Below are 22,690 nucleotides of genomic sequence, written 5' to 3'. Positions count from 1 at the left end.
TGATAGGCGCTCTTATCACGACAGCAGTCCATGGACGCATCTGAAGATCGCTCGAAAACATGCTCGCATTAGTGGCCGTAACAGGCCATCGCTTCGTTCTAGGAGACTTACGCGAACGATCACTAAGTAGCGAAAGCGGACCGTGAGGCGCCAGGGTGTTGAATTCCGCCGACCTCTGACCCTAGATTTCCATTGAATACTGACCCACCCGATTTGTGAGCCTGAAGGCTTCACGGTGTGGATAAGTGCTTGGTGTTCTCCTTTTTAGGTTGGGGTGTGTGGATCTGCCGCAGATTGCGCCGCTGTTTCCGCGATTTGGTTGCCTCGATCGCGAGCCAGGTCGCGAGTTTCTCGGCATAGGGATCGAGCTTGCTTGAGCTCTCCCGCTTGGCGTAGCGCGGCATTTCTTCGCCCGCTCGCAGGTACTTCTTTACGGTGTTGCGAGACAGGCCTGTACGCCTGGCTATCTCGCGGATGGACATCTGCTCGCGCAGGGCCCAACGTCTGATGACACTCAATGTCGCCACGTCTATCACTCCTAGGATCCCCTGCTTTAAAAATGAGCAGGGTAGAGTTTTACGTGGGTCAGTCTTAGACGGAAATTACTGCGTTAGCTGGGTCAATTTTCGGCGGCAATCAACAATACCGGGAATACCCTCTTCCGGCCCCGAAGTCTTCTTGCCTACATTTCTTGTATGCAAGACAAGGCGTTGCTTGCATGCAAACCTTGACAACACGGACAACAGGAGCACCCATGCCTCGCTTCGCCAAATCGCTTTTCGGTCAGGTGGTCATCGCGCTGGTGCTGGGCGTACTCGCGGGGCTGTTCGCCCCCGAGTACGCCGTCAAGCTCAAGCCGCTGGGTGACGGGTTCATCAAGCTGATCAAGATGATCATTCCCGTGCTGGTGTTCTGCGTGGTGGTGCACGGCATTGCCGGCGCGGGCGACTTGAAGCGCGTGGGCCGGGTGGGCGTGAAGGCGCTGATCTACTTCGAGGTGCTGACCACCGTCGCCCTGGCCATGGGCCTGGTGCTGGCCTTTGTGTTCCAGCCCGGCGCGGGCATGAACGTCGACCCGGCCAAGCTCGACCCGGCCGCGATGAGCGCCTATGCGTCGAACGCCGACAAGCTCACCAGCGGCGGCACGGTCGACTTCCTGATGAAGCTCATTCCCACCACGGTGGTGAACGCCTTCGCCACCGGCGACGTGCTGCAGGTGCTGCTGTTCGCGGTGCTGTTCGGCTGCGCGCTCACGCTGCTGGGCGAGCGCGGCAAGCCCGTGGCGGCGGTGATCGACGCAACGTCGCTGGTGCTGTTCAAGATCATGGGGATCATCATCAAGCTGGCGCCGCTGGGCGTGCTGGGCGCCATCGCCTTCACGGTGGGGCAGTACGGCGTCGGCTCGCTCAAGCAGCTGGGCATGCTGGTGGCGCTGTTCTACGGCGCGGTGCTGATCTTCGTGTTCGTGGTGCTCGGCCTGGTGATGCGCCTGTCGGGCTTCAGCCTGATCAAGCTGCTGCGCTACCTGCGCGAGGAGCTCACCATCGTGTTCGCCACCACCTCGTCGGACAGCGTGCTGCCGCAGATCATGGCCAAGCTGCGCCGCATGGGCATTCGCGACTCGACGGTGGGGCTGGTCATTCCCACGGGCTATTCCTTCAACCTCGACGCGTTCTCGATCTACATCACGCTGGCGGCGGTGTTCATCGCGCAGGCCACCAACACGCCGATCTCGATGGCCGACCTGCTGACCATTCTTGCGATTGCGCTGGTCACCTCCAAGGGCGCGCACGGCGTGCCGGGCTCTGCCATCGTGGTGCTGGCGGCCACGCTGCACGCCATTCCGGCGATTCCGGCCATCGGGCTGGTGCTGGTGCTGTCGGTGGACTGGTTCATGGGCATCGCCCGCGCGCTGGGCAACCTGATCGGCAACTGCGTGGCCACGGTGGCCATCGCAGCGTGGGAAGGCGACATCGACCGCGAGCGCGCGCACGCAGTGCTCGACGGGCGCTATTCCCCCGACGACGAACCGCTGGCCGATGCCGTCGTGCCAAACACCGGCACCGCCCCAGCCTCCAGCGCCCATTGAACCGCCCCATGCCCATGCCCGCCGCCGACGTCAGCCCCACCGCCATTGCCGAACGCGTGGTCGAGGCCATCCTCGCGCAGAAGCTCGCACCGGGCGAGCGGCTCGGCGAGCAGGCGCTGGCCGAGAACTTCTCGGTGAGCCGCACCATGGTGCGCGAGGCGCTGATGCAGCTGCAGGCGCGCGGCTTCGTGGAGGTGCAGTCGCGCCGCGGCTGGTACGTGGTGGAGCCTTCGGCCGAGGAGGCGCGCGACGCGTTCTCGGCGCGGCGCATCGTCGAGGCCGGCATCCTGGCCGCGAGCGAGGGGCGGCCGCTGGCCAAGGTGATCCGCACGCTGCGCGACCACATCGCCGACGAGCAGCGCGCCATCGACGGCGCCGACGCCGCCACGCGCGCCTTCCTGCTGGCCGATTTCCATGTGTGCCTGGCCGAGCAGATGGGCCACCAGCTGCTGGTCGACGTGCTGCGCGACCTCACGGCGCGCACCACGCTGGCCGCCACGCTGTACCAGTCGACGCACGAGGCCTGGCAGTCGTGCGCGGAGCACGGTGCCATTGTCGAGGCGCTCGAAGAGGGCGACACCGGCAAGGCCCGCCAGCTGATGCTGGCGCACATCGGCAACGTGGAGCGCGCGCTCGAGGTCGACGCCGCCGCCGAGCCCGACGCGCCGAGCCGGTTGCGCGCCACGCTGGCGCCCGTGGCGCTGCCGCGCGCGAAGCGCTGAGGCCGGCGCCGGAAGGCGCCGGAACTCGCCGCACCAGGGCGCGCCCGCTGACACGTTGCCGCGCACCGGCTCGGCTACAGTCCGACTCACTTATGAATTCTCCCCAACTCCAGCGCGGCGTCTTCCTCGCCCTGCTCGCCGCTGTCACTGGTGCCTTCATCTGGGTGCTCCTGCCGTTCTTCGGGGCAGTGCTCTGGGGCGTGGCGCTGGCGATCCTGTTCACGCCGCTGTACAAGTGGCTGCTGCGCAAGATGCGCGGCAAGCCCAACGCAGCCGCACTGTCCACGCTGGCGATCTGCCTGTTCATCGTGATCCTGCCGCTGGCCATGATCGGCGTGTCGCTGGTGCAGGAGGTGGCGCTGGTCACGCAGAACATCCGCTCGGGCCAGATCAACTTCGCGGCCTACTTCCAGCAGATCCTGGACGCGGCGCCGCAGTGGCTGCTGAACCTGGTGGAGCGCTTCAACCTGGGCGACATGGCCGCATGGCAGGCGCGCATCTCGGCCGGTGCCGCGCAGGGCAGTCAGGTGGTGGCAAGCCAGGCGCTCACGATCGGGCAGAACACCTTCGACTTCGTGGTCAGCTTCTTCGTGATGCTGTATCTGCTGTACTTCCTGGTGCGTGACGGCGCCACGCTGTCCAAGACCATGCGCGACGCCGTGCCGCTGGCCAAGCCGCACACGCACTACCTGCTGAACAAGTTCACCACCGTGATCCGCGCCACCGTGAAGGGCAACGTGGCCGTGGCCATCGCGCAGGGCACCATCGGCGGGCTGGCCTTCTGGTTCCTCGGCGTGCAGGGCGCGCTGCTGTGGGCGGTGCTGATGGCATTTCTTTCGCTGCTGCCGGCCGTGGGCGCGGCGCTGATCTGGGGGCCGGTGGCCATCTACTTCCTGGCCACGGGGCATTTCTGGCAGGGCGGCGTGCTGATCTTCGTGGGCGTGTTCGTGATCGGCCTGGTCGACAACATCCTGCGCCCGCTGCTGGTGGGCAAGGACACGCAGATGCCCGACTACATCGTGCTGATGTCGACCATCGGCGGCATGGCGATCTTCGGCATCAACGGCTTCGTGATCGGGCCGGTGATCGCGGCGCTGTTCATGGCGGCCTGGAGCCTGTTCGCGGACTCCGGGCACGTGGGCAGCGGGCACGAGAGCCTCGAGGTGCCGCAGCAGCCGCCCGAAGCGGTCGAACGCGCCAGGCACGCGCAAGGCGCCCAGGACCGCAAGAAGGGCTGACGCCCCGGCGGGCGCCGGCCCGCCCGGTTGCCGACCGCGCGCACCTCGCGCACTTGGCGCACCCATTCCGGCGCTTCGTCGCATGGCACTGGGCACTGCAGCCGACCTGCGAGATCGTCGGGCCTCCAACTTCCGAAGAGGCCCGCCATGCATGTTTTCTCTCTCCTGTCCCGCCCGGCCGTGCGCGCACTGTGCACCGCCGCGGCCCTGGTCCCGCTCGCGCCGCTCGGGGCCCTGGCCGCCGACCTGAGCCTGAGCGTCGCCGACGGCCCGGCGGCGGAAGCCACGCTCTACGTTGCGCTGTACAGCGACGCCGCCGGCTACACCGCCAGCAAGGCCGTGGCATCGCAGACCGCGCCCATGCAGGGCGGCAAGGCCCGGCTCGTGTTCGCGGGGCTGGCACCGGGGCGCTATGCGCTGCGGGTGTTCGCCGACGAGAACGGCAACGGCAAGCTGGACACCAACCTCATGGGCATGCCGACGGAGCGCTACGGCTTCTCCAACGACGCCAAGGGCAACCGCGCCGCGCCCGACTTCGAGGCCGCGGCGTTCAGCGTCGACGCCGACCTGCAGACCGTCATTCACCTGCGCTGAGGAGCCGCCATGGAACGCCGCGAACTCCTGCGCCTGCTCGCCACTGCCGGCGCCCTGCCCCTGCTGGGCCCCTTGAGCCCCTTGGCCTCGCTGGCGCGCGCCGCCGGCACCGAAGGCACTGAGAACTGGCAGGCCCAGTTCGAAGCCGCCGGCGCGCCTTGGAAGACCGCTTTCGCCACGCCCCCGGGCGACCTGCCGCTGACCCGCGCCACGGTGCGCGGGCGCTTCCCCGATGCGGTGGCCGGCACGCTGTTTCGCATCGGGCCCGCGGGCCACGACCTGGGCGGCGAGCGCTACCGCCACTGGTTCGACGGCGACGGCATGGTGCATCGCTTCGTGATCGACGGTGCCGACGTGCGCCACCAGGGCCGCTATGTCGCCACGCCCAAGCGTACGGCCGAGGTGCGGGCCGGCCGCCGTCTGATGGAAGCCTTCGGCACCATGCCGCCGGGCGTCGAGCCGCCGACCTCGGCCGACAGCATCAACGTGGCCAACACCAGCGTGCTGCCGCTGCAGGGCGAGGTGCTGGCGCTGTGGGAAGGCGGCTCGGCCACCCGTGTGGATGCGCGCACGCTGGACACGCTGGGCGTGAAGACCTGGCGCGCCGACCTCGCGGGCATGCCTTTTTCGGCGCACCCGAAGGTGGACCCGGACGGCACGGTGTGGAACTTCGGCGTCAGCTCCGGCCAGGGCCTGCTGGCGCTGTACGAGATCGCGCCCGAGGGCACGCTGCGCCGCGCGGCGGTGGTGCCTGTGGCCGACATGCCGATGGTCCACGACTTCGCCGTGACGGAACGGCACCTGGTGTTCCTGATGCCGCCGCTGGTGTACGACGGCAAGCGCAAGGAGGCCGGCGCGAGCTTTCTGGACGCCCACGTGTGGCGGCCCGAGCTGGGCATGCGCGCGCTGGTGGTCGACAAGCAGGACTGGGACAAGCGCCAGATGCTGGCGCTGCCGACCGGCTTCCTGTTCCACGTGGGCAACGCCTGGGAAGAAGACACGCCGCGCGGCACCTTGATCCACGTCGACTACGTGCGCTCGGACAACGCAGACACGGTGTTCACCACCAACCGCGAGGTGATGCGCGCGCGCCGCGTGAAGAGCACCGACCCGCACCTGACCGTCGCCACGCTGAACCTGGCCACGGGTACGGGCACGCAGACGGCCCTGGCGCAGGAGGCCGAGTTTCCGCGCATCGATCCGCGCCGCGTGGGCCTGCGCCATCGCCAGGTGGTTCACGCCACGCAGATACGGCGCGACCTGCCGGGATTCGGCGCGGTCGCACGCACCGACGTCGAGACCGGCCGCAGCCAGCGCTTTAGCTACGGCGCGCAGGCGATCGTGGAAGAGCATGTCTTCGTGCCGGACGGCTCGAAGCCGGGGTGGGTGCTGGGCACGGTGCTCGACTTCGGCCGGCAGAAGACGGTGCTGTCGTGCTTCGCCGCAGATCAGCTCGGGGCCGGTCCGGTGGCGCAGGCCACGCTGCCGTACACACTGCCGCTGGGCCTGCACGGCGCTTTCGTGCCGGCTTGAACGAGAGGGAGGGAGAGCGAAGGCGGCGCGCCCTCAGGCGGCCCACCAGCCTTCGTCGAAGCGCCCCTGCAGGAAGGCCACGAAGCCCGACACCTTGCCCGGCACGAGCTTGGGCGACGGAAACACGGCGTGGATCTCCTGCTCGGGCAGCGCGTGGTCGCCGAGCACCTCGCGCACCTTGCCCGTGGCCAGCGACTCGCTCGCCACGTAGCGCGGCATCAGCGCAATGCCCAGGCCGTCGCGCGTCGCGGCCAGCACCGCCGACAGGTTGTTGGAGCGGAAGCGGCCCGACACCGGCACCGTCACCGGGTCGCCCTTGGGCGTGTGCATGCGCCAGAACTCGTCGCCCACCACGCTGCTGTAGATCAGCGCCACATGCGCGCCCAGGTCCTGTGCGCGCCTGGGCGTGCCGTGCTTCTTCAGGTAGGCCGGCGAGGCGACCATGACCCACGGGTTGGCGCCAAGGTAGCGCGCGCCCAGCGACGAATCGGCCAGCTTGCCCATGCGGATCGCGATGTCGATGCCCTGCGCGATCAGGTCCACGTAGCGGTCCTCGAAGCTCAGGTCGAGCTGCACCTGCGGGTGCCTTTGCATGTATTCCAGCGCCAGCGGCACCACCACGCGCCGCCCGAAGGCCACCGAGGTGCCCACGCGCAGCAGGCCCTGCGCCTGGTTCTGGCGCAGCTGCACGATGCTCTCGGCCTCCTCGGCATCGCGCACGATGGTCTTGCACTTCTCGTAGTACAGCGCGCCGGGCTCGGTGAGGCTCACGCCGCGCGTGTTGCGGTTGAGCAGGCGCACCTTCAGCCGCGCTTCCGTGGCCGCGACCTGCTTGGTCACGGTGGGCTGCGTGGTATTGAACTCGCGCGCCGCCTTCGAGAAGCTCCCGGTCTCGACCACGCGCACGAACATTTCCATTGCAAGCAAACGATCCATGGCCCGCATCGTAGTCACTTATTCCATGGCGGAATAGGTTTTATGGCCTCCAGCCGTCTTCTTCGAACACGCCCCGCTTCCTACAGTGGGCCCACCTCAAGGAGACATGCAAATGGCAAAGATGACAGCGGTCCAGGCCGCGGTGCTGGTGATGGAAAAGGAAGGCGTGACGCAGGCCTTCGGCGTGCCGGGCGCGGCGATCAACCCGTTGTATTCCGCGCTGCGCCAGCGCGGCAGCATCGCGCACATCCTCGCGCGCCACGTGGAGGGCGCCTCGCACATGGCCGAGGGCTACACCCGCGCTGTGGCCGGCAACATCGGCGTGTGCATCGGCACCTCGGGGCCGGCGGGCACCGACATGATCACGGGCCTGTACTCGGCCTGGGCCGACTCCATTCCCATCCTGTGCATCACCGGCCAGGCGCCGCGTGCGCGCTTGTACAAGGAAGACTTCCAGGCGGTGGACATCGAGTCGATCTCCAAGCCGGTCACCAAGTGGTCGGTCACGGTGCGCGAGCCCGGCCAAGTGCCGCAGGTGTTTCAGCAGGCCTTTCATTTGATGCGCTCGGGCCGCCCGGGCCCGGTGCTCGTCGACCTGCCCTTCGACGTGCAGATGGCGCAGATCGAGTTCGACATCGACGCCTACCAGCCGCTCACCCCCTACAAGCCCGCCGCCACGCGCGCCCAGGTCGAGAAGGCCATCGGCATGCTGAACGCGGCCGAGCGCCCGCTGATCGTGGCCGGCGGCGGCGTCATCAACGCCGACGCGGCCGACCTGCTGGTGCGCTTTGCCGAGGCCACCGGCGTGCCGGTGATTCCCACGCTGATGGCCTGGGGCGCGATACCCGACGACCATCCGCTGATGGCCGGCATGTGCGGCCTGCAGACCAGCCACCGCTACGGCAACGCGACGATGCTGGCGAGCGACTTCGTGCTGGGCATCGGCAACCGCTGGGCCAACCGCCACACCGGCTCGGTCGAGGTCTACACCAAGGGCCGCACCTTCGTGCACGTGGACATCGAACCCACGCAGATCGGCCGGGTGTTCACGCCCGACTTCGGCATCGTGTCGGACGCCAAGGCCGCGCTCGAGCTGTTCGTGCAGGTGGCCGAGGAAATGAAGGCCGCGGGCAAGCTGGTCTCGCGCACAGCATGGGCCGGCGAATGCCGCGACCGCAAGAAGACGATGCTGCGCAAGACCAACTTCGCCGACGTGCCGATGAAGCCGCAGCGCGTGTACCAGTGCATGAACAACCACCTGGAGCGCGACACCTGCTACGTGAGCACCATCGGCCTGTCGCAGATCGCGGCGGCGCAGTTCCTGCACGTGTACAACCCGCGCCACTGGATCAACTGCGGCCAGGCCGGCCCGCTGGGCTGGACCATTCCCGCCGCGCTGGGCGTGCGCGCTGCAGACCCCACGCGCAAGATCGTCGCGCTCTCGGGCGACTACGACTTCCAGTTCATGATCGAGGAGCTGGCCGTGGGTGCGCAGTTCAAGCTGCCATACCTGCACATCGTGGTCAACAACTCCTACCTCGGGCTCATTCGCCAGGCGCAGCGCGGCTTCGAGATGGACTACTGCGTGCAGCTCGCGTTCGACAACATCAACGCGGCGCCCGACAGCGGCATCGAGCGCAGCTACGGCGTGGACCACATGAAGGTGGTCGAAGGACTGGGCTGCAAGGCGATCCGCGTTCGCAAGCAGGAAGAGATGGCGCCCGCCATCGCCCGCGCCGAGGCGCTGATGGCCGAGTTCAGCGTGCCCGTGGTCATCGAGGTGATGCTGGAGCGCGTGACCAACATCGCGATGGGCACCGAGATCGACGCCATCAACGAATTCGAACCGCTGGCCGAGAGCACGGCCGACGCACCCACGGCCCTCGCGGTGGCCATGCTCGATTGAGAAGGAAAGACATGCCCAAGTTCGCAGCCAACCTCACGATGCTCTTTACCGAGCTGCCCTTCATGCAACGCTTCGAGGCCGCCGCCCGCGCGGGCTTCAAGGGCGTGGAGTACCTCTTTCCCTATGCTTTCGACAAGAAGGAACTCGCCGCCGCCCTGCGTGCCAACGGCCTGCAGCAGGTGCTGCACAACCTGCCGGCCGGCGACTGGGACCAGGGCGAGCGAGGCATCGCCTGCCATCCCGAGCGCACGGGCGAATTCATCGAGGGCATCGGCATGGCGATCGACTACGCCAGCGCGCTCGGCTGCCCGCAGGTGAACTGCCTGGTGGGCAAGGTGCCCGCGGGCGTGAGCGCGGAAGCGGCGCACCGCACGGTGGTCGGGAACCTGCGCATTGCCGCGCGAGAGCTGGAAGCGGCGGGCCTGCGCCTGCTCATCGAGCCGATCAACACCTTCGACATTCCCGGCTTCTTTCTCACGCGCACCGACCAGGCGCTGGCGCTGATCGACGAGGTCGGCTCGGCCAACCTGCGCGTGCAGTACGACATCTACCACGCACAGCGCATGGAAGGCGAGCTGGGCAACACGCTCGCCAGGCACCTGGCGCGCATCGGCCACATCCAGCTGGCCGACAACCCCGGCCGCGGCGAGCCGGGCACGGGCGAGATCAACTACCCGTGGCTGTTCCAGCACATCGACGCGCTGGGCTACGACGGCTGGATCGGCTGCGAATACAAGCCCCGCAGCGGCACCGTCGACGGCCTCGGCTGGCGTGAAGCGCTCACGGCAGGACAACAGCAACCGCAATAAGCACCGGACAAGGAAACGCAGACATGACAACGCAACAGAAAATCGGATTCATCGGCCTCGGCATCATGGGCGCACCCATGGCGGGCCACCTGCTCGACGCGGGCCACCAGCTGTTCGTGAACACGCACGGCAACACGCCGGAGCCCTTCGTGTCGAAGGCCACCATCTGCGCCTCGGCCGCCGAGGTCACGCGCCAGTCGGACATCGTCTTCATCATGGTGCCCGACACGCCCGACGTGGAGAAGGTGCTGTTCGGCGAGCCGGGCAAGGACGGCGTGGCCGCGGGCCTGAAAGGCTCGAGCGGCAAGATCGTGGTGGACTGCAGCTCGATCGACCCGATCGCCACGAAGGACTTCGCACGCCGCATCGCCGCCGCGGGCGCCGGCTACGTCGACGCACCCGTGTCGGGCGGCGAGGTGGGCGCCAAGGCCGCGAGCCTGACGATCATGTGCGGCGGCGATGAAGGCAGCTTCGAGCGCGTGAAGCCGCTGCTCGAGCGCATGGGCAAGAACGTGACGCTGGTGGGCGGCGTGGGCGACGGGCAGGTGTGCAAGGTGGCCAACCAGATCATCGTGGCGCTGAACATCGCGGCCGTGAGCGAGGCGCTGGTGTTCGCCTCGAAGGCCGGCGCCGATCCGGCGCGCGTGCGCCAGGCGCTGATGGGCGGCTTCGCGAGCTCGCGCATTCTCGAAGTGCACGGCGAACGCATGATCAAGCGCACCTTTGCGCCGGGGTTCCGCATTTCGCTGCACCAGAAGGACCTGAACCTGGCAATGCAGAGCGCGCGCACGCTGGGCGTGTCGCTGCCGCAGACGGCGGGCGCCGCGCAGCTGATGAACGCGTGCGCGGCGTTGGGCTACGGCCAGCTGGACCACTCGGCGCTGGTGCGCGCGCTGGAGGCGCTGGCACAGCACACGGTCACCCCCGACTGAACACGAGGCTGTGCTCAGGTCTTGGCTGCGTCCAGCGACTCTTTCAGGTTGCGCCGGCGCCATGCCCAGGTCTTCACGGCCTGCGGCAGGATGCCCAGGCACGACGCGTAGTACGTCACCTTGAAGCCCCAGAAGCGCGGCCCGATGGGCGTATCGCGGAACAGGTCGCCGGCCAGGATGGACAGCAGCGCCTCCTGCATGCGCCAGACGTTGCGCGGCGCCATGAACAGGCGACGGATGGCCGGCGAGGTGATGCGGTAGATGAACCACGAGAACATCTTCGGCCCGTGCTTCATGACCTTCTCGTAGTGGCGGAAGGCGCGCTCGGCCTCCTTCGCCTCGCCCTTGAGCCAGTGGTCGGCGGCGGTGGCGGCCTCGAAGCCGCTGTTCATCGCCAGGTACACGCCCGAGGAGAACATCGGGTCGACGAAGGCGTAGGCGTCGCCGACCATCATGAAGCGGTCGCCGCGGCAGAACTTGGAGTCGTAGGCGTAGTTGCCGGTGGAGGTGGCGCCCTCCATCAGCGTGGCGTTCGCAAGGCGCGCGGCCAGCTTGGGCGCGAGCGCGATGGTTTCCATCAGGAAGTCTTCCAGCGAGCCCTTGCGGCGCTTGAAGTAGGCGGGCGACGCCACCGCGCCCACGCTCACCGTGCCGTCCTTCAGCGGGATGTACCAGAACCAGCCATGGTCGAACCAGAACAGCGAAATGTTGCCCTCGAAGCGGCCCGGCCGGCGCTCGGCATTGGCAAAGTGGCCGTACAGGGCGGCGCTGGCGTGCTTGCGGTTGCGCTGCTTCACGTCGAACTGGTTCGACAGCAGCGTGTCGCGCCCGCTGGCGTCGATCACGAAGCGCGGACGCCAGGCGGTCTCGGTGCCGTCGTCGGCCCTGACCTTCACGGCCGGCCGGTTGTCCGGCGTGCCCTTGCCCGCGTCCATGTCCACGCCCGTGACGCGCTGCCCCTCGAAGGTGCGCGCGCCGCGCTTGCCGGCGTGGCGGAACAGCAGCTCGTCGAATTCCGAGCGGCGCACGTGCACCGCGTACGGAAAGCTCTTGTCCATCGCCTGGCCGAAGTCGAAATGGCTGGTGTGGTCGTGCCAGGGCGAGACGAACTCGGCGCCGTGCTTCCTGATGCCGATGGCCTCCACCTCGGTGCGCACGCCCAGGCGGTCGAACAGCGGCATGTTCATGGGCAGCAGCGACTCGCCGATGTGAAAGCGCGGATGCTGCGCTTTCTCGATCAGCACCACGTCGTGCCCCTTGTCCGCCAGCAGCGCGGCCACGGTGGAGCCCGAAGGGCCGCCGCCGATGACCACGACGTCGGGGTCGGTGGTGGTGAAAGGTCTTGTACTCATGCGCTGCCCCTCCGTTGTCGTTTTGTGGTGTCGGTTGACATGGCCTTGTTAACCTCGATTGACTATGGTTAACAGTCGCGAAGTTTAGCGAACCGGCCGTCCTGTCCCGCGCATGCGATGGGTTCAGGCGTTTTCGGCATTTCCCCCGCAAGAACAAGCCGCGCTTTTGCGGTAGCCTCGTTGCCCGTCCGAACCAAGGAGACTTTCATGGCTGCACCCCTTTCCCCCGCAGAAGAAGCACTTCGCGAGGCAGCGCGCGAATACCACCGCTCGCCCGTCAAGGGCAAGATCTCGATCACCCCGACCAAGCCCCTGCTGAACCAGCGCGACCTGTCGCTGGCCTATTCGCCGGGCGTGGCCTATCCCTGCCTGGACATCGCGGCCGACCCTTCGCTGGCGACCGAGTACACGGCGCGCGGCAACCTGGTGGGCGTCATCACCAACGGCACGGCCGTGCTGGGCCTGGGCAACATCGGCCCGCTGGCCGCCAAGCCGGTGATGGAAGGCAAGGGCTGCCTGTTCAAGAAATTCGCCGGCATCGACGTGTTCGACATCGAGCTGGCCGAGAACGACCCCGACAAGCTGGTCGAGATCATCGCGGCGCTGGAGCCCACGCTGGGCGGCATCAACCTGGAAGACATCAAGGCGCCGGAGTGCTTCTACATCGAGAAGAAGCTGCGCGAGCGCATGAACATTCCGGTGTTCCATGACGACCAGCACGGCACGGCCATCATCTCGGCCGCCGCGCTGCTCAACGGGCTGGAGCTGGTCGGCAAGAAGATCGAGGACGTGAAGATCGCCGTGTCGGGCGCCGGCGCCGCCGCCATCGCCTGCCTGGACGTGATGGTCGGCCTGGGCGCCAAGCCCGCCAACATCTATGCCTGCGACTCCAAGGGCCTGATCTATGCGGGCCGCGCGGGCGGTTTCGACGAATCGAAGGCACGCTACGCCCAGCAAGACACCGGCGCCCGCACCCTGGCCGACGTGGTCAAGGACGCCGATGTGTTCCTGGGCTGCTCGGCCCCCGGCGTCATGAGCGCCGAGATGGTCAAGACCATGGGCACGCAACCCATCATCCTGGCGCTGGCCAACCCCGAGCCCGAAATTCGCCCCGAGCTGGCCAAGGCCGTGCGGCCCGACTGCATCATCGCCACGGGCCGCTCGGACTACCCGAACCAGGTCAACAACGTGCTGTGCTTCCCATACATCTTCCGCGGCGCGCTCGATTGCGGCGCCACCAAGATCACGGAAGAAATGAAGCTGGCCTGCGTGCGCGAGATCGCCGACCTGACCAAAGCCGACATCAGCGAAGAGGTGGCCACCGCCTACGCCGGCCAGGAGCTGGCCTTCGGCCCCGACTACATCATTCCGAAGCCCTTCGATTCGCGCCTGATCCTGCGCATTGCGCCGGCCGTGGCCAGGGCCGCCGCCGCGTCGGGCGTGGCGACCCGCCCGATCGAGGACATGGAGGCCTACCGCCAGCACCTCACGCGCTTCGTCTACCAGACCGGCATGTTCATGCGCCCGGTGTTCACCGCCGCCAAGCTGGCCACCGCCAAGCGCGTGGCGTATGCCGAAGGCGAGGACGAGCGCGTGCTGCGCGCCGCGCAACTGGCCGTCGACGAAGGCCTGGCCCAGCCGATCCTGGTGGGGCGCCCGGCCGTGATCGAGGCGCGCATCAAGAAGGCCGGCCTGCACATCCGCGCCGGCACCGACTTCGAGATCGTCAACCCCGAAGACGACCCGCGCTTTCGCATCTACTGGGAGAGCTTCCACAAGCTCATGGGCCGCCGCGGCGTGACGCCCGAGGCCGCCAAGACGATGGTGCGCCGCTCCAACACCACCATTGCCGCGCTGATGCTGCACCTGGGCGACGCCGACGCCATGATCTGCGGCCTGGTGGGGCGCTTCGACGTGCACCTGGAGCACATCCGTAACCTGATCGGCCTGAAGCGCGGCGCGCCGGGCTTTGCCACGCTAAACGCGCTGACGCTGGAGAAGCGCACGGTGTTCATCACCGACACCAACGTGAACGAAGACCCGAGCGCCGAGCTGCTGGCCAGCATCGCGATGATGGCGGCCGAGGAAGTGCGTCGCTTCGGACTGCCGCCCAAGGTGGCCTTCCTGTCGCACTCCAATTACGGCACCTCCAGCCGCGGGTCGGCGCGCAAGATGCGCCTGGCGTGCGACCTGTTCGCGCAGATGGCGCCCGACATCGAGTGCGACGGCGAAATGCACGGCGACTCGGCGCTGTCCGAAGAAGTGCGCCGCACCGCCCTGCCCGAAACCACGCTCACCGGCGAAGCCAACCTGCTGGTGTGCCCGAACCTGGATTCGGCGCACATCCTCTACAACGTGCTGAAGATGACGGGCGCCAACGGCATCACGGTCGGTCCGATCCTGCTGGGTGCCTCGGGCTCGGCGCACGTGCTGACGCCCACATCGACGGTGCGGCGCATCGTCAACATGACGGCGCTGGCCGTGGCGAATGCGACGACGGCGCTGAAGTAAGCCTGTTTCAAGCCCATTGAAAAACGCCCCGCTGCGGTCATCGCAGCGGGGCATTTTTTCTTGAGGCCGTTCAGGCGTTCAGGCGTTGAACGGTGACGCGACCGGTACGTCAGCCAGATCGAACACATTCCACGCCAGCAGTTCCTCGGCCTCTGGCGGCGGCTCGCAGCCACCGACGCGGCTGGGCTTCCAGCCGAAACGCTGCTTGGTGTCGGCCAGCGCTTCCGCGCGCTTGACGGCCGCCAGCGCCGAATCGATGACGGGCACGCCCAGCACGTCCTGCAGTTGCCTGTAGAAGCCGAACTCCAGCGTGCAGCCGAGCACGAGCGCCTCGGCGCCGTCTTCGTCGATGGCACGCCGGCCCTGCTCGATCATGCGGCGCACGGTCTCGTCGCGGTCGCGCTGGAAGTCTTCCACGCCCAGCTGCAGCGCGCGGCACGAGGCCAGCAGGTGGCCGTGCCCGTACTCGCGCACCCGCGACTCGATGCGCGGCACCCACTTGCGGCGCCCGACGATGATCGATACCTTCTGCGCCAGGTTCGAGGCGATCTCGAACGACGCCTGGCATGGCGCCACCACCACCGTCTCTCCCGAGATCTCGCGCGCCTCGACCAGCACCGGGTCGTAGAAGTAGCCGAGCACCACCGCGTCGAACTTCTTCACGGCCGCATCGCGCACCACGCGCACGATGTCGGCGCCCAGAAGCGCCTCGTAGCTCTGGTACTCGACGTGGTGCCGCACCGAAGCGTTTCGCAGCGACATGACCTCGACCTCGGTGCCGGGGTTCTTCACCTCGGCAAACTCCCGGGCAAAGCGTTCGTTGTAGGTGTCGTTGCCGACGGTCCGGATCCATCGCACGCGCAATGTCATGGCGGTTTCTCCCAGCAGGTTGGTTCGGGTTGTTGCGGATCAGGCCAGAGCTTCGGCTTCTGTCTCTGCTTCAGGCGCGAAGGCCTCGCCCAGCGATTTTTCCAGCGGCCGGTACAGCTCCGGCATGAACATCGTGCGCGACAGCAGCAGCCGCGCGCGCGGTGCCACCAGCACGCGCAGCTTCGCACCCTGGCGCACATGCGCCGACACCACCGGCTTGCCCTCGTCCGAGAAGGTCATCACCAGGTCCGGAAAGCGCGCGATGCGCTTGCCGCCCTGCTCCAGCAGCATGTATTCGTTGATAAAGCGCAGCGTGGTGCCGGCCGCGTCGTCGAGCTCGACCACGCCCACGTCCAGCCCTTCCTGCTGCTCGCAGCGGTAGGTGCGCACGGTGCCCTCGGCCACGATGCGGCCGTCGAGCGAACGGGCCACGGCATCGACGCCGCCGTCCAGGTACGCCTGGCCCAGCGCGATGGCGTGGCTGATGGCGCCCGGCGCGCCGTGCTGACGCGCATAGCCCACGTTCACCGGGTTGCGCGCCACGGCCACCAGCCCGCCGGCCTCGACCGAGGCGCGGCGCACCACGGCGGAGGTCTGTTCGAGCCGGCCCGACACCACGCCTTCGACGTAGCGGTGCGGCTCGCCGCCGGCATAGGCCTGCACCGACAGGTAGTCGGGCTCGGTGTGCAGGCCCAGCGCGCCCATCACGCTCGACGGATGGGCGCGGCCGTTGCAGGCCAGGTCGATCACCGGCAGGCCCGTCATGGCGGCGTGAAACCAGCCGTTGACCGTGGTCTCGGCGCCGTTCTCGTTGGCATGCAGGCCGACCAGCTTCTGGCCCGCGGGCAGTTCACGGCGCAGCAGTTCGATGGTGCGCAGCAGGTGCGCGGGCTGCACGTGCGGATCGGGCGCGGCCGGCGCACCGACCAGTGCCATGGTGGCGGTGAGCGCGGACGGGTCGAAATTGTCGATGCTCCACAGCTGCGGCGTGCCTACCTGCAGCGCGAGCCTGGCGGCGCGTTCGCCGGCTTCAATGAGCCCGCCGCCGCCGCCGCCGAGGATGGCGCCGCCCCAGATAGCCGCGCGGACGTCGTCGCTTGTCAGATTGCGTTTCATGGATTCGATTTCCTGATGTGTTGAAAGAGGGAAGAGGAGAAAGGAACAGAGCGGCTGCTTGAGAGAGCTATTTGCGAAGGCTCTTCACCGCGCCGGAGAAGAAGCTGTAGAGCGCGTCGCCGGCGATCACGCCGCCCGCGAACACCTCGAGCTTTTCGCGCGCCGAGGCACCCAGCACCTGGTGCACGACCAGCCGGCAGCCAATGCCGGCCGCGACCATCCAGCCGGCCATCGGGCTCGCGATGAGCAGGCCGGTGGCGAACAGCACGCCCAGTTGCTGGCGCGCGCCACCGAGGATCTGCAGGATGGCGCCCGGCACGGCCCACAGCGCCAGGTTGCGCGCCGTGTCGCCTGAGATGCCGGCCTTGATGGCGGCCACGTAGGCTGCGTTGATGGGCGCCGTCTGGTGGTTGGCAAAGAACATCCTGTACGTGCAGGCGACCACGACGATGGCCACCGCGAAGCCCACCATGCCGGCGATCATCTGTTCGCGCCGACCCTCGGTTTCGAAGGGCGTGCCGGAGGTCTCGCCGCGCAGGATGTGCCCGGCCTTCAGGTCGTAGCCCATGTCGGCGAAGGCCGGGCCGGTGGCGGCGGAGAAGCCCGCCAGCACCACCAGCGCCTCGGGCGGAAAGCCGATCAGGATGCCGATCAGCAGCGAGATGAGCGCTACCGCGAAGGCCGGGAACCAGCCCGAGTGCATGGCCGCGATGCCCACGATCAGCTCGTGCACGAAGGCCGCGAAGGTGCCGTAGACCACGAAGCACACCAGCATGCCGGGCGACATGCCCGTGTACACGCCCGTGCCCACCGCCAGCAGCACCATGATGGCGAGGTAACCGACGCTGCCCAGGCGCAGCGAGCGGCCGAGCGCGGTGGCGCCGCGGGCCTCCTGCGCGGCGAACGAGGCCGAAGCACCCGGCGTGGCACCGCGCTTCTTCAGCACCACGCGTCCCACCTGCACCAGCGCCACGATGCCCGCGCCGATCATCATCCCGTGCGGCACGTAGAGCGCGCCGATGTCCAGCCCGAACAGCGGCGCCGAATACCCGCGCACCAGCAGGCCGACGCCGAAGGCGATCATCGCGCCCAGCCCGCCGATCAGCGCCACGCCGAAGGCCGACATCGGCAGCTTGAACACCGCGCCCGCCACGCCCGTGACCAGGCCGCCCAGCAGCAGCCAGGCCTGCTTGCCGCCGCCGTCGCCCGCCTTGATGGCCTCGGCGGCCGCAATGCCCAGCGGCCATGGGTTCTTCGCGGGGAAAGCGGGCGTGTCGAACATGCGGTAGAGCAGCCAGGCGTCCAGCAGCATCGCCAGGCTCACGCCGACGAGCATCGGCACCACCATGTCGGGCAGCCCGAACAGGAACGGGATGCCGATCGGCAGGAACAGGCTGTTGGCCGCACCGAAGGTGGCCGACGAGATGCTGGTCTGCGCCAGGTTCTGCGCGTGCACCGAGCGGAAGCCGCGGAACATGGCCAGCGGCACGCGCGCCAGCGTCATGGCCGCCAGTGCGCCGATCAGCGAGGTGCTGGGCGTGATGCCCAGGCTCGCCAGCATCTGGATGCCGACGATGGCGCCGAACACGCTCAGCACCACCGTGAGGATCAGGTTGGCCGGCGCCAAGGCCTTCGGGTGCAGTTCGGCTTGTTGCTGTGCTTGCGCAGGGGCGGCACTGTCGGCCTGCAGCGGTGCGGCCGCCGTCACCTCATGGTTCATGGTCATTCCTTCGTAGTTCCATTTTATGGAACTCAATCCAATAAAATTGAACCAATGATAGAACCGCTCGATGCGCTGTCAAGGCCGGTTTCACCCGGATCGGGTCGCCGCCCGGCGCGTCGAACCTATGATCGCCAACCGCCACCACCCCAAAATATGAGCACTCTCGCCAACGCCATGGACGTCCTGAAGCTGATTGCGCGGCTGCGCCGCGACATCACGGTGACGGACGTGGTGACCGAGCTGGGCCTGCCCAAGAGTTCCGCCTCGCGCACGCTCAGCATGATGGCCGGCTATGGCTTTCTCGACCGCGACCCCGCCACGCGGGCCTACCGCCCGGGCGGCGTGATCATGGAAGCCTCGTACCACTTCCGTGCCTCGCGCAACGCCGCCTCGCTGGTGGAGGAAGCGCTCGACGCGCTGGTGCGCGAAACCGGCTTCACCGGCTACGTCAACGTGCTCGATGGCACCGACACGCTGGTGATCCAGATGCGCACCGGCACCGGTGCGCTGCAGATCTACACGCCACCGGGCAGCCGTGCGCCGGCCTACTCGAGTGCCATGGGCCGCGCGCTGCTGGCCCGCCTGGACGACGGCGAGGTGACCGCGTTGCTCGGCCTGCAACTCGACAAGGGCCGCGGCGACGCACCGAAGACCCGCAAGGAACTGCTCGCGCGCTTGGCCGTCATCCGCGAGACTGGCTGGGCGCTGTCACGCGGCGAGTACGTGACCAATGTGGCCGGCATCTCGTCGGCGGTGTTCGATGCGGCCACGCGCCAGACCTACGCCTTCGGCCTGGCCATCCCTGCCGAGCTGCTGACGCAGGCGCTGATCGATCGCTTCGGCGCCATCGTGCGCGACGCCGCGGCAGGCGTCGGAAAGAGCGTGGGCGATCCGTATTGGCTTGGTTTTGGTGCGAAAAACCCCTGAAATCAAAGGGATTTCCCACGAAAGGTGCCAAGAGCGCACCACCTTGATTCGCAGGAAGGGTTCGCACCAATCACGTGCGGGCACCGTTTTTGCTTGAATGCGGAAGACCTACCTTGCATTCACCTTTCACGGATCGTCCCGCATGAACAAGCGCCACCTGCTCCAGTCCTTCCTCGCCGCCTCGGCCCTCAGCTTCGGCCTCACGTCGGCCTTTGCGCAGGCCCCGACGCCGATCAAGTTCCAGCTCGACTGGCGCTTCGAAGGACCGGCCGCGCTGTTCCTGCACCCCGCGGCCAAGGGCTACTTCAAGGCCGCCGGCCTCGACGTGAGCATCGACGCGGGCAATGGCTCGGGCGGCACCGTCACGCGCGTGGCCTCGGGCGCCTACGACATGGGCTTTGCCGACCTCGCGGCGCTGATGGAGTTTCACGCCAACAACCCCGACAGCCCGAACAAGCCGGTCGCGGTGATGATGGTCTACAACAACACGCCCGCCTCGGTCATGGCGCTCAAGAAGAGCGGCATCACCAAGCCGGCCGACCTCGCGGGCAAGAAGCTCGGCGCGCCGGTGTTCGACGCGGGCCGCCGTGCCTTCCCGATCTTTGCCAAGGCCAACAACATCGGCGCCGTCAACTGGACCGCCATGGACCCGACGCTGCGCGAAACCATGCTGATGCGCGGCGACGTCGACGCCATCACCGGCTTCACCTTCACCTCGCTGCTCAACCTGGAAGCGCGCGGCGCCAAGACGGCCGACGTGGTGGTGCTCCCCTACCCCGACTACGGCGTGAAGCTGTACGGCAACGTGATCATCGCGTCGCCCAAGCTCATCAAGGACCACCCCGAGGCGGTGAAGAAGTTCCTCTCGGCCTTCGCCAAGGGCGCCAAGGAAGTCATTGCCAACCCGGCCGTGGCCATCGAGTCGGTGAAGGCGCGCGACGGCATCATCGACAGCAAGCTCGAAACGCGCCGCCTGCAGCTCGCCATCGATACCGTCATCAACAGCGCAGACGCGCGCGCCGAAGGCTTCGGCGCGGTCAACGCGGGCCGCATGTCGCTGATGGCCTCGCAGGTGTCGGACGCGTTCAACACCAAGACGCGCGTGAGCCCCGACGCGGTGTGGACCGCGGCCCTGCTGCCGCCGGCGGCCGAACTGAACGTCCTGAAGAAGTGATGGCCAGCGACGCAGCGCAAGCGGCCGCCCCTTTCGTCGACTTCCAGGACGTCTGGCTCGCCTACAACGAGGAACTGCTGCGCGAGAACCACTTCGCGGTCGAGGCCATCGACCTGAAGGTCAAGCGCGGCGAGTTCATTGCCATCGTCGGCCCCTCGGGCTGCGGCAAGTCGACCTTCATGAAGCTCACCACGGGGCTGAAGATGCCCTCGATGGGCAAGATCCGCATCGACGGACAGCCCGTGACCGGGCCGCTGAAGATCTCGGGCATGGCCTTCCAGGCGCCGTCGCTGCTGCCGTGGCGCACCACGGTCGACAACGTGCTGCTGCCGCTGGAAATCGTGGAGCCCTACCGCTCCAGCTTCAAGGCCAAGCGCAAGGAATACGTCGAGCGCGCGCGCAAGCTGCTGCAGAAGGTGGGCCTCGCGGGCTATGAAGACAAGTTTCCGTGGCAGCTCTCGGGCGGCATGCAGCAGCGCGCGAGCATCTGCCGCGCGCTCATCCACGAGCCCAAGATGCTGCTGCTCGACGAGCCCTTCGGCGCGCTCGACGCGTTCACGCGCGAGGAGCTGTGGTGCATCCTGCGCGACCTGTGGACCGAGCAGCAGTTCAACGTGATCCTGGTCACGCACGACCTGCGCGAATCGGTGTTCCTGGCCGACACGGTGTACGTGATGAGCAAGAGCCCGGGGCGCTTCGTGGTGAAGCGCGACATCGAGCTGCCGCGCCCGCGCGAGCTGGAGCTCACCTACACCAAGGAGTTCACCGACATCGTGCTCGAACTGCGCAGCCACATCGGCGCCATCCGCAACACCGGCATCAGCGCCGCGCAGACCGCCGCCGCGGTGTCCCACTGAGGTCGCGCCATGAAGAACACCAAGCAAATCGAACGCTGGTCGCCCTGGCTGCTGCTGGTCGCGGTGCTGCTGCTGTGGCAGGTCGTCTGCGCGGGCTTCGAGGTTTCGGACTTCATCTTTCCGAGCCCCTTGCGCATCTGGAGCCAGTTCTGGGAATACAAGGAAATCATCGCGGGCCACGCATGGCGCACCTTCTGGGTCACGATGGCGGGCTTCGGCCTGGCGATCGTGGTGGGCGTGCTGCTGGGCTTCGTGATCGGCAGTTCGCGCATCGCGTATGCGGCGGTGTATCCGCTGATGACGGCGTTCAACGCCCTGCCGAAGGCGGCCTTCGTGCCCATCCTGGTGGTGTGGTTCGGCATCGGCGCGGGGCCGGCGATCCTCACGGCCTTTTTGATCAGCTTCTTCCCGATCATGGTGAACATCGCGACCGGCTTGGCCACGCTGGAGCCCGAGCTCGAAGACGTGCTGCGCGTGCTGGGCGCCAAGCGCTGGGACGTGCTCATGAAGATCGGCCTGCCGCGCTCCATGCCCTATTTCTTTGGCTCGCTGAAGGTCGCGATCACGCTGGCCTTCGTCGGCACCACGGTGAGCGAGATGACGGCAGCCAACGAAGGCATCGGCTACCTGCTGATTTCCGCCGGCTCGGCCATGCAGATGGGCCTGGCCTTCGCGGGCCTGATGGTGGTGGGCGCGATGGCCATGCTGATGTACGAGCTCTTCAGCGTGATCGAGAAGCACACCACCGGCTGGGCGCACCGCGGCTCGCAAGCATGAAGCGCTCCCCCAGTCTTCGCGCACTTCGTGTCGCTTCGCCAACCCCCTCGCCGGGGGCAACACCAGCGGCCCGGCAAAGCCGGTTCCGCGGCGTTCCCCGAACGGACATGCGGCCATGACGCCGGCGCAAGCAATCCGCGCGCTGCGGCGCGCCGACGAGGTGGCCCGCCGCGCGATGGCGATGGGGCGCCATCCCTTCGGTGCCGTGCTGGTCGCGCCCGATGGCGACACCATCCTCGCCGAGCAGGGCAACATCGACACGGTGCACCACGCCGAGGCCACGCTGGCGCGCCACGCCGCGCTGAACTGGCCGCCCGAGTACCTGTGGCAATGCACGCTGGCGACCACCTTCGAGCCCTGCGCCATGTGCGCGGGCACCAGCTACTGGGCGAACATCGGGCGCATCGTCTACGGCGCGGAAGAGTCGGCGCTGCTCGCGCTCACCGGCGACCATCCCGAGAACCCCACGCTGAGCCTGCCTTGCCGCGAGGTGTTCGCGCGCGGCCAGAAGAACATCGAGGTGGTCGGGCCGGTGGCTGAAGTGGCCGACGAGATGATCGCCACGCACCGCGGGTTCTGGGAAACGCGCGGGCACTGAAGCGCAGCGCCGAGGCGGCAGGAAGC

Annotated in this window: 19 protein-coding genes and 1 pseudogene; 14 read left to right on the top strand and 6 right to left on the bottom strand. The window is 67.7% G+C overall.

All coding sequences use genetic code 11. The features are described 5' to 3' along the window. Positions 1-278: 278 nt before the first annotated feature. Positions 279-536 (bottom strand): annotated as a pseudogene (locus tag AC0IYU_RS32140) (helix-turn-helix domain-containing protein); the annotation flags it as partial. A gap of 218 nt (positions 537-754) precedes the next feature. On the opposite strand from AC0IYU_RS32140, the gene AC0IYU_RS32135 reads away from it, so the two are divergent. From AC0IYU_RS32135 to AC0IYU_RS32115, 5 genes are all read left to right on the top strand, one after another. After that, positions 755-2,089, top strand: a complete 1,335-nt coding sequence (locus AC0IYU_RS32135; RefSeq protein ID WP_472125660.1) for a C4-dicarboxylate transporter DctA — start codon at positions 755-757, stop codon at positions 2,087-2,089. Positions 2,090-2,103: 14 nt separating this feature from the next. Beyond that, positions 2,104-2,811 (top strand): GntR family transcriptional regulator, encoded by a 708-nt coding sequence (locus tag AC0IYU_RS32130; protein WP_435441592.1) that lies wholly within the window; start codon positions 2,104-2,106, stop codon positions 2,809-2,811. A 92-nt stretch (positions 2,812-2,903) separates the two neighbouring features. Next, positions 2,904-4,049: an AI-2E family transporter gene (locus AC0IYU_RS32125; RefSeq protein WP_472125657.1), complete on the top strand. Its 1,146-nt coding sequence runs from the start codon at positions 2,904-2,906 to the stop codon at positions 4,047-4,049. A 147-nt stretch (positions 4,050-4,196) separates the two neighbouring features. After that, a complete protein-coding gene (locus AC0IYU_RS32120; protein WP_472125654.1) occupies positions 4,197-4,643 on the top strand; it encodes a DUF2141 domain-containing protein in 447 nt (148 codons plus the stop codon). Positions 4,644-4,652: 9 nt separating this feature from the next. Further along, positions 4,653-6,176 carry a carotenoid oxygenase family protein gene (locus AC0IYU_RS32115; RefSeq protein WP_472125651.1) on the top strand — a complete coding sequence of 508 codons (1,524 nt, stop codon included), beginning with the start codon at positions 4,653-4,655 and terminating at the stop codon, positions 6,174-6,176. A 33-nt stretch (positions 6,177-6,209) separates the two neighbouring features. Here AC0IYU_RS32115 and AC0IYU_RS32110 read toward each other — a convergent pair whose 3' ends face one another. Beyond that, the gene (locus AC0IYU_RS32110; RefSeq protein ID WP_435441588.1) at positions 6,210-7,112 is read right to left on the bottom strand and encodes a LysR family transcriptional regulator; all 903 of its coding nucleotides are present in this window, start codon (positions 7,110-7,112) and stop codon (positions 6,210-6,212) included. 112 nt (positions 7,113-7,224) lie between these two features. Between AC0IYU_RS32110 and gcl the strand changes: the two genes are divergently transcribed. From gcl to AC0IYU_RS32095, 3 genes are read left to right on the top strand one after another with little or no spacing between them, the layout of a single operon-like run. Further along, on the top strand, positions 7,225-9,018 hold the full coding sequence (gcl, locus tag AC0IYU_RS32105) for a glyoxylate carboligase (RefSeq protein WP_472125648.1): 1,794 nt from the start codon (positions 7,225-7,227) through the stop codon (positions 9,016-9,018). Positions 9,019-9,029: 11 nt separating this feature from the next. Continuing rightward, complete coding sequence (gene hyi / locus AC0IYU_RS32100) at positions 9,030-9,827, top strand: hydroxypyruvate isomerase (RefSeq protein WP_472125645.1); 798 nt, start codon at positions 9,030-9,032, stop codon at positions 9,825-9,827. A 23-nt stretch (positions 9,828-9,850) separates the two neighbouring features. After that, entirely contained in the window at positions 9,851-10,759 is a 909-nt protein-coding gene (locus tag AC0IYU_RS32095; RefSeq protein WP_435486037.1) for a 2-hydroxy-3-oxopropionate reductase, read from the top strand. A gap of 14 nt (positions 10,760-10,773) precedes the next feature. Here the strand turns inward: AC0IYU_RS32095 and AC0IYU_RS32090 are convergent, their stop codons facing one another. Continuing rightward, positions 10,774-12,111: an NAD(P)/FAD-dependent oxidoreductase gene (locus tag AC0IYU_RS32090; protein ID WP_435486036.1), complete on the bottom strand. Its 1,338-nt coding sequence runs from the start codon at positions 12,109-12,111 to the stop codon at positions 10,774-10,776. A 207-nt stretch (positions 12,112-12,318) separates the two neighbouring features. Here AC0IYU_RS32090 and AC0IYU_RS32085 point away from each other — a divergent pair, with 207 nt between their 5' ends. Then, positions 12,319-14,622, top strand: coding sequence for an NADP-dependent malic enzyme (locus AC0IYU_RS32085; RefSeq protein ID WP_472125642.1), 2,304 nt, complete (start codon positions 12,319-12,321; stop codon positions 14,620-14,622). A 78-nt stretch (positions 14,623-14,700) separates the two neighbouring features. On the opposite strand, the gene AC0IYU_RS32080 is transcribed toward AC0IYU_RS32085, so the two are convergent. The 3 genes from AC0IYU_RS32080 to AC0IYU_RS32070 all read right to left on the bottom strand — a co-directional run bounded on the left by AC0IYU_RS32080 (position 14,701) and on the right by AC0IYU_RS32070 (position 18,328). Continuing rightward, complete coding sequence (locus AC0IYU_RS32080; protein ID WP_472125640.1) at positions 14,701-15,492, bottom strand: aspartate/glutamate racemase family protein; 792 nt, start codon at positions 15,490-15,492, stop codon at positions 14,701-14,703. A gap of 39 nt (positions 15,493-15,531) precedes the next feature. Then, the gene (locus tag AC0IYU_RS32075) at positions 15,532-16,608 is read right to left on the bottom strand and encodes an S-methyl thiohydantoin desulfurase domain-containing protein (RefSeq protein ID WP_472125637.1); all 1,077 of its coding nucleotides are present in this window, start codon (positions 16,606-16,608) and stop codon (positions 15,532-15,534) included. 67 nt (positions 16,609-16,675) lie between these two features. Continuing rightward, positions 16,676-18,328 carry an OPT/YSL family transporter gene (locus AC0IYU_RS32070; RefSeq protein WP_472125635.1) on the bottom strand — a complete coding sequence of 551 codons (1,653 nt, stop codon included), beginning with the start codon at positions 18,326-18,328 and terminating at the stop codon, positions 16,676-16,678. 156 nt (positions 18,329-18,484) lie between these two features. On the opposite strand from AC0IYU_RS32070, the gene AC0IYU_RS32065 reads away from it, so the two are divergent. The 5 genes from AC0IYU_RS32065 (at position 18,485) to AC0IYU_RS32045 (ending at position 22,664) form a co-directional block, all read left to right on the top strand. Continuing rightward, positions 18,485-19,258, top strand: a complete 774-nt coding sequence (locus tag AC0IYU_RS32065; protein ID WP_472125632.1) for an IclR family transcriptional regulator — start codon at positions 18,485-18,487, stop codon at positions 19,256-19,258. A 142-nt stretch (positions 19,259-19,400) separates the two neighbouring features. Beyond that, positions 19,401-20,432 (top strand): ABC transporter substrate-binding protein, encoded by a 1,032-nt coding sequence (locus tag AC0IYU_RS32060; protein WP_472125630.1) that lies wholly within the window; start codon positions 19,401-19,403, stop codon positions 20,430-20,432. Then, a complete protein-coding gene (locus tag AC0IYU_RS32055; RefSeq protein WP_435486030.1) occupies positions 20,432-21,289 on the top strand; it encodes an ABC transporter ATP-binding protein in 858 nt (285 codons plus the stop codon). The genes AC0IYU_RS32060 and AC0IYU_RS32055 overlap by 1 nt, the downstream gene beginning before the upstream one ends. 9 nt (positions 21,290-21,298) lie before the next feature. Further along, positions 21,299-22,066: an ABC transporter permease gene (locus AC0IYU_RS32050; protein ID WP_472125627.1), complete on the top strand. Its 768-nt coding sequence runs from the start codon at positions 21,299-21,301 to the stop codon at positions 22,064-22,066. Between the two features lie 115 nt (positions 22,067-22,181). Further along, positions 22,182-22,664 (top strand): nucleoside deaminase, encoded by a 483-nt coding sequence (locus AC0IYU_RS32045; RefSeq protein ID WP_472125625.1) that lies wholly within the window; start codon positions 22,182-22,184, stop codon positions 22,662-22,664. Positions 22,665-22,690 lie beyond the last annotated feature (26 nt).

Source organism: Variovorax sp. AC103 (assembly GCF_979254005.1).
Note: the sequence above shows the minus strand (reverse complement) of the source record. Positions and strands in the feature narration are given on the sequence as shown.

What these genes read in the sequence shown, in the direction of transcription:
- AC0IYU_RS32060 (WP_472125630.1), top strand. Translation starts at nt 19,401, where the DNA reads ATGAACAAGCGCCACCTGCTCCAGTCCTTCCTCGCCGCCTCGGCCCTC.
- AC0IYU_RS32130 (WP_435441592.1), top strand. Translation starts at nt 2,104, where the DNA reads ATGCCCGCCGCCGACGTCAGCCCCACCGCCATTGCCGAACGCGTGGTC.
- AC0IYU_RS32045 (WP_472125625.1), top strand. Translation starts at nt 22,182, where the DNA reads ATGACGCCGGCGCAAGCAATCCGCGCGCTGCGGCGCGCCGACGAGGTG.
- AC0IYU_RS32125 (WP_472125657.1), top strand. Translation starts at nt 2,904, where the DNA reads ATGAATTCTCCCCAACTCCAGCGCGGCGTCTTCCTCGCCCTGCTCGCC.
- AC0IYU_RS32135 (WP_472125660.1), top strand. Translation starts at nt 755, where the DNA reads ATGCCTCGCTTCGCCAAATCGCTTTTCGGTCAGGTGGTCATCGCGCTG.
- AC0IYU_RS32115 (WP_472125651.1), top strand. Translation starts at nt 4,653, where the DNA reads ATGGAACGCCGCGAACTCCTGCGCCTGCTCGCCACTGCCGGCGCCCTG.
- AC0IYU_RS32080 (WP_472125640.1), bottom strand. Translation starts at nt 15,492, where the DNA reads ATGACATTGCGCGTGCGATGGATCCGGACCGTCGGCAACGACACCTAC.
- AC0IYU_RS32070 (WP_472125635.1), bottom strand. Translation starts at nt 18,328, where the DNA reads ATGAACCATGAGGTGACGGCGGCCGCACCGCTGCAGGCCGACAGTGCC.
- AC0IYU_RS32110 (WP_435441588.1), bottom strand. Translation starts at nt 7,112, where the DNA reads ATGGATCGTTTGCTTGCAATGGAAATGTTCGTGCGCGTGGTCGAGACC.
- AC0IYU_RS32055 (WP_435486030.1), top strand. Translation starts at nt 20,432, where the DNA reads ATGGCCAGCGACGCAGCGCAAGCGGCCGCCCCTTTCGTCGACTTCCAG.
- AC0IYU_RS32050 (WP_472125627.1), top strand. Translation starts at nt 21,299, where the DNA reads ATGAAGAACACCAAGCAAATCGAACGCTGGTCGCCCTGGCTGCTGCTG.
- AC0IYU_RS32065 (WP_472125632.1), top strand. Translation starts at nt 18,485, where the DNA reads ATGAGCACTCTCGCCAACGCCATGGACGTCCTGAAGCTGATTGCGCGG.
- AC0IYU_RS32120 (WP_472125654.1), top strand. Translation starts at nt 4,197, where the DNA reads ATGCATGTTTTCTCTCTCCTGTCCCGCCCGGCCGTGCGCGCACTGTGC.
- AC0IYU_RS32095 (WP_435486037.1), top strand. Translation starts at nt 9,851, where the DNA reads ATGACAACGCAACAGAAAATCGGATTCATCGGCCTCGGCATCATGGGC.
- hyi (WP_472125645.1), top strand. Translation starts at nt 9,030, where the DNA reads ATGCCCAAGTTCGCAGCCAACCTCACGATGCTCTTTACCGAGCTGCCC.
- gcl (WP_472125648.1), top strand. Translation starts at nt 7,225, where the DNA reads ATGGCAAAGATGACAGCGGTCCAGGCCGCGGTGCTGGTGATGGAAAAG.
- AC0IYU_RS32075 (WP_472125637.1), bottom strand. Translation starts at nt 16,608, where the DNA reads ATGAAACGCAATCTGACAAGCGACGACGTCCGCGCGGCTATCTGGGGC.
- AC0IYU_RS32085 (WP_472125642.1), top strand. Translation starts at nt 12,319, where the DNA reads ATGGCTGCACCCCTTTCCCCCGCAGAAGAAGCACTTCGCGAGGCAGCG.
- AC0IYU_RS32090 (WP_435486036.1), bottom strand. Translation starts at nt 12,111, where the DNA reads ATGAGTACAAGACCTTTCACCACCACCGACCCCGACGTCGTGGTCATC.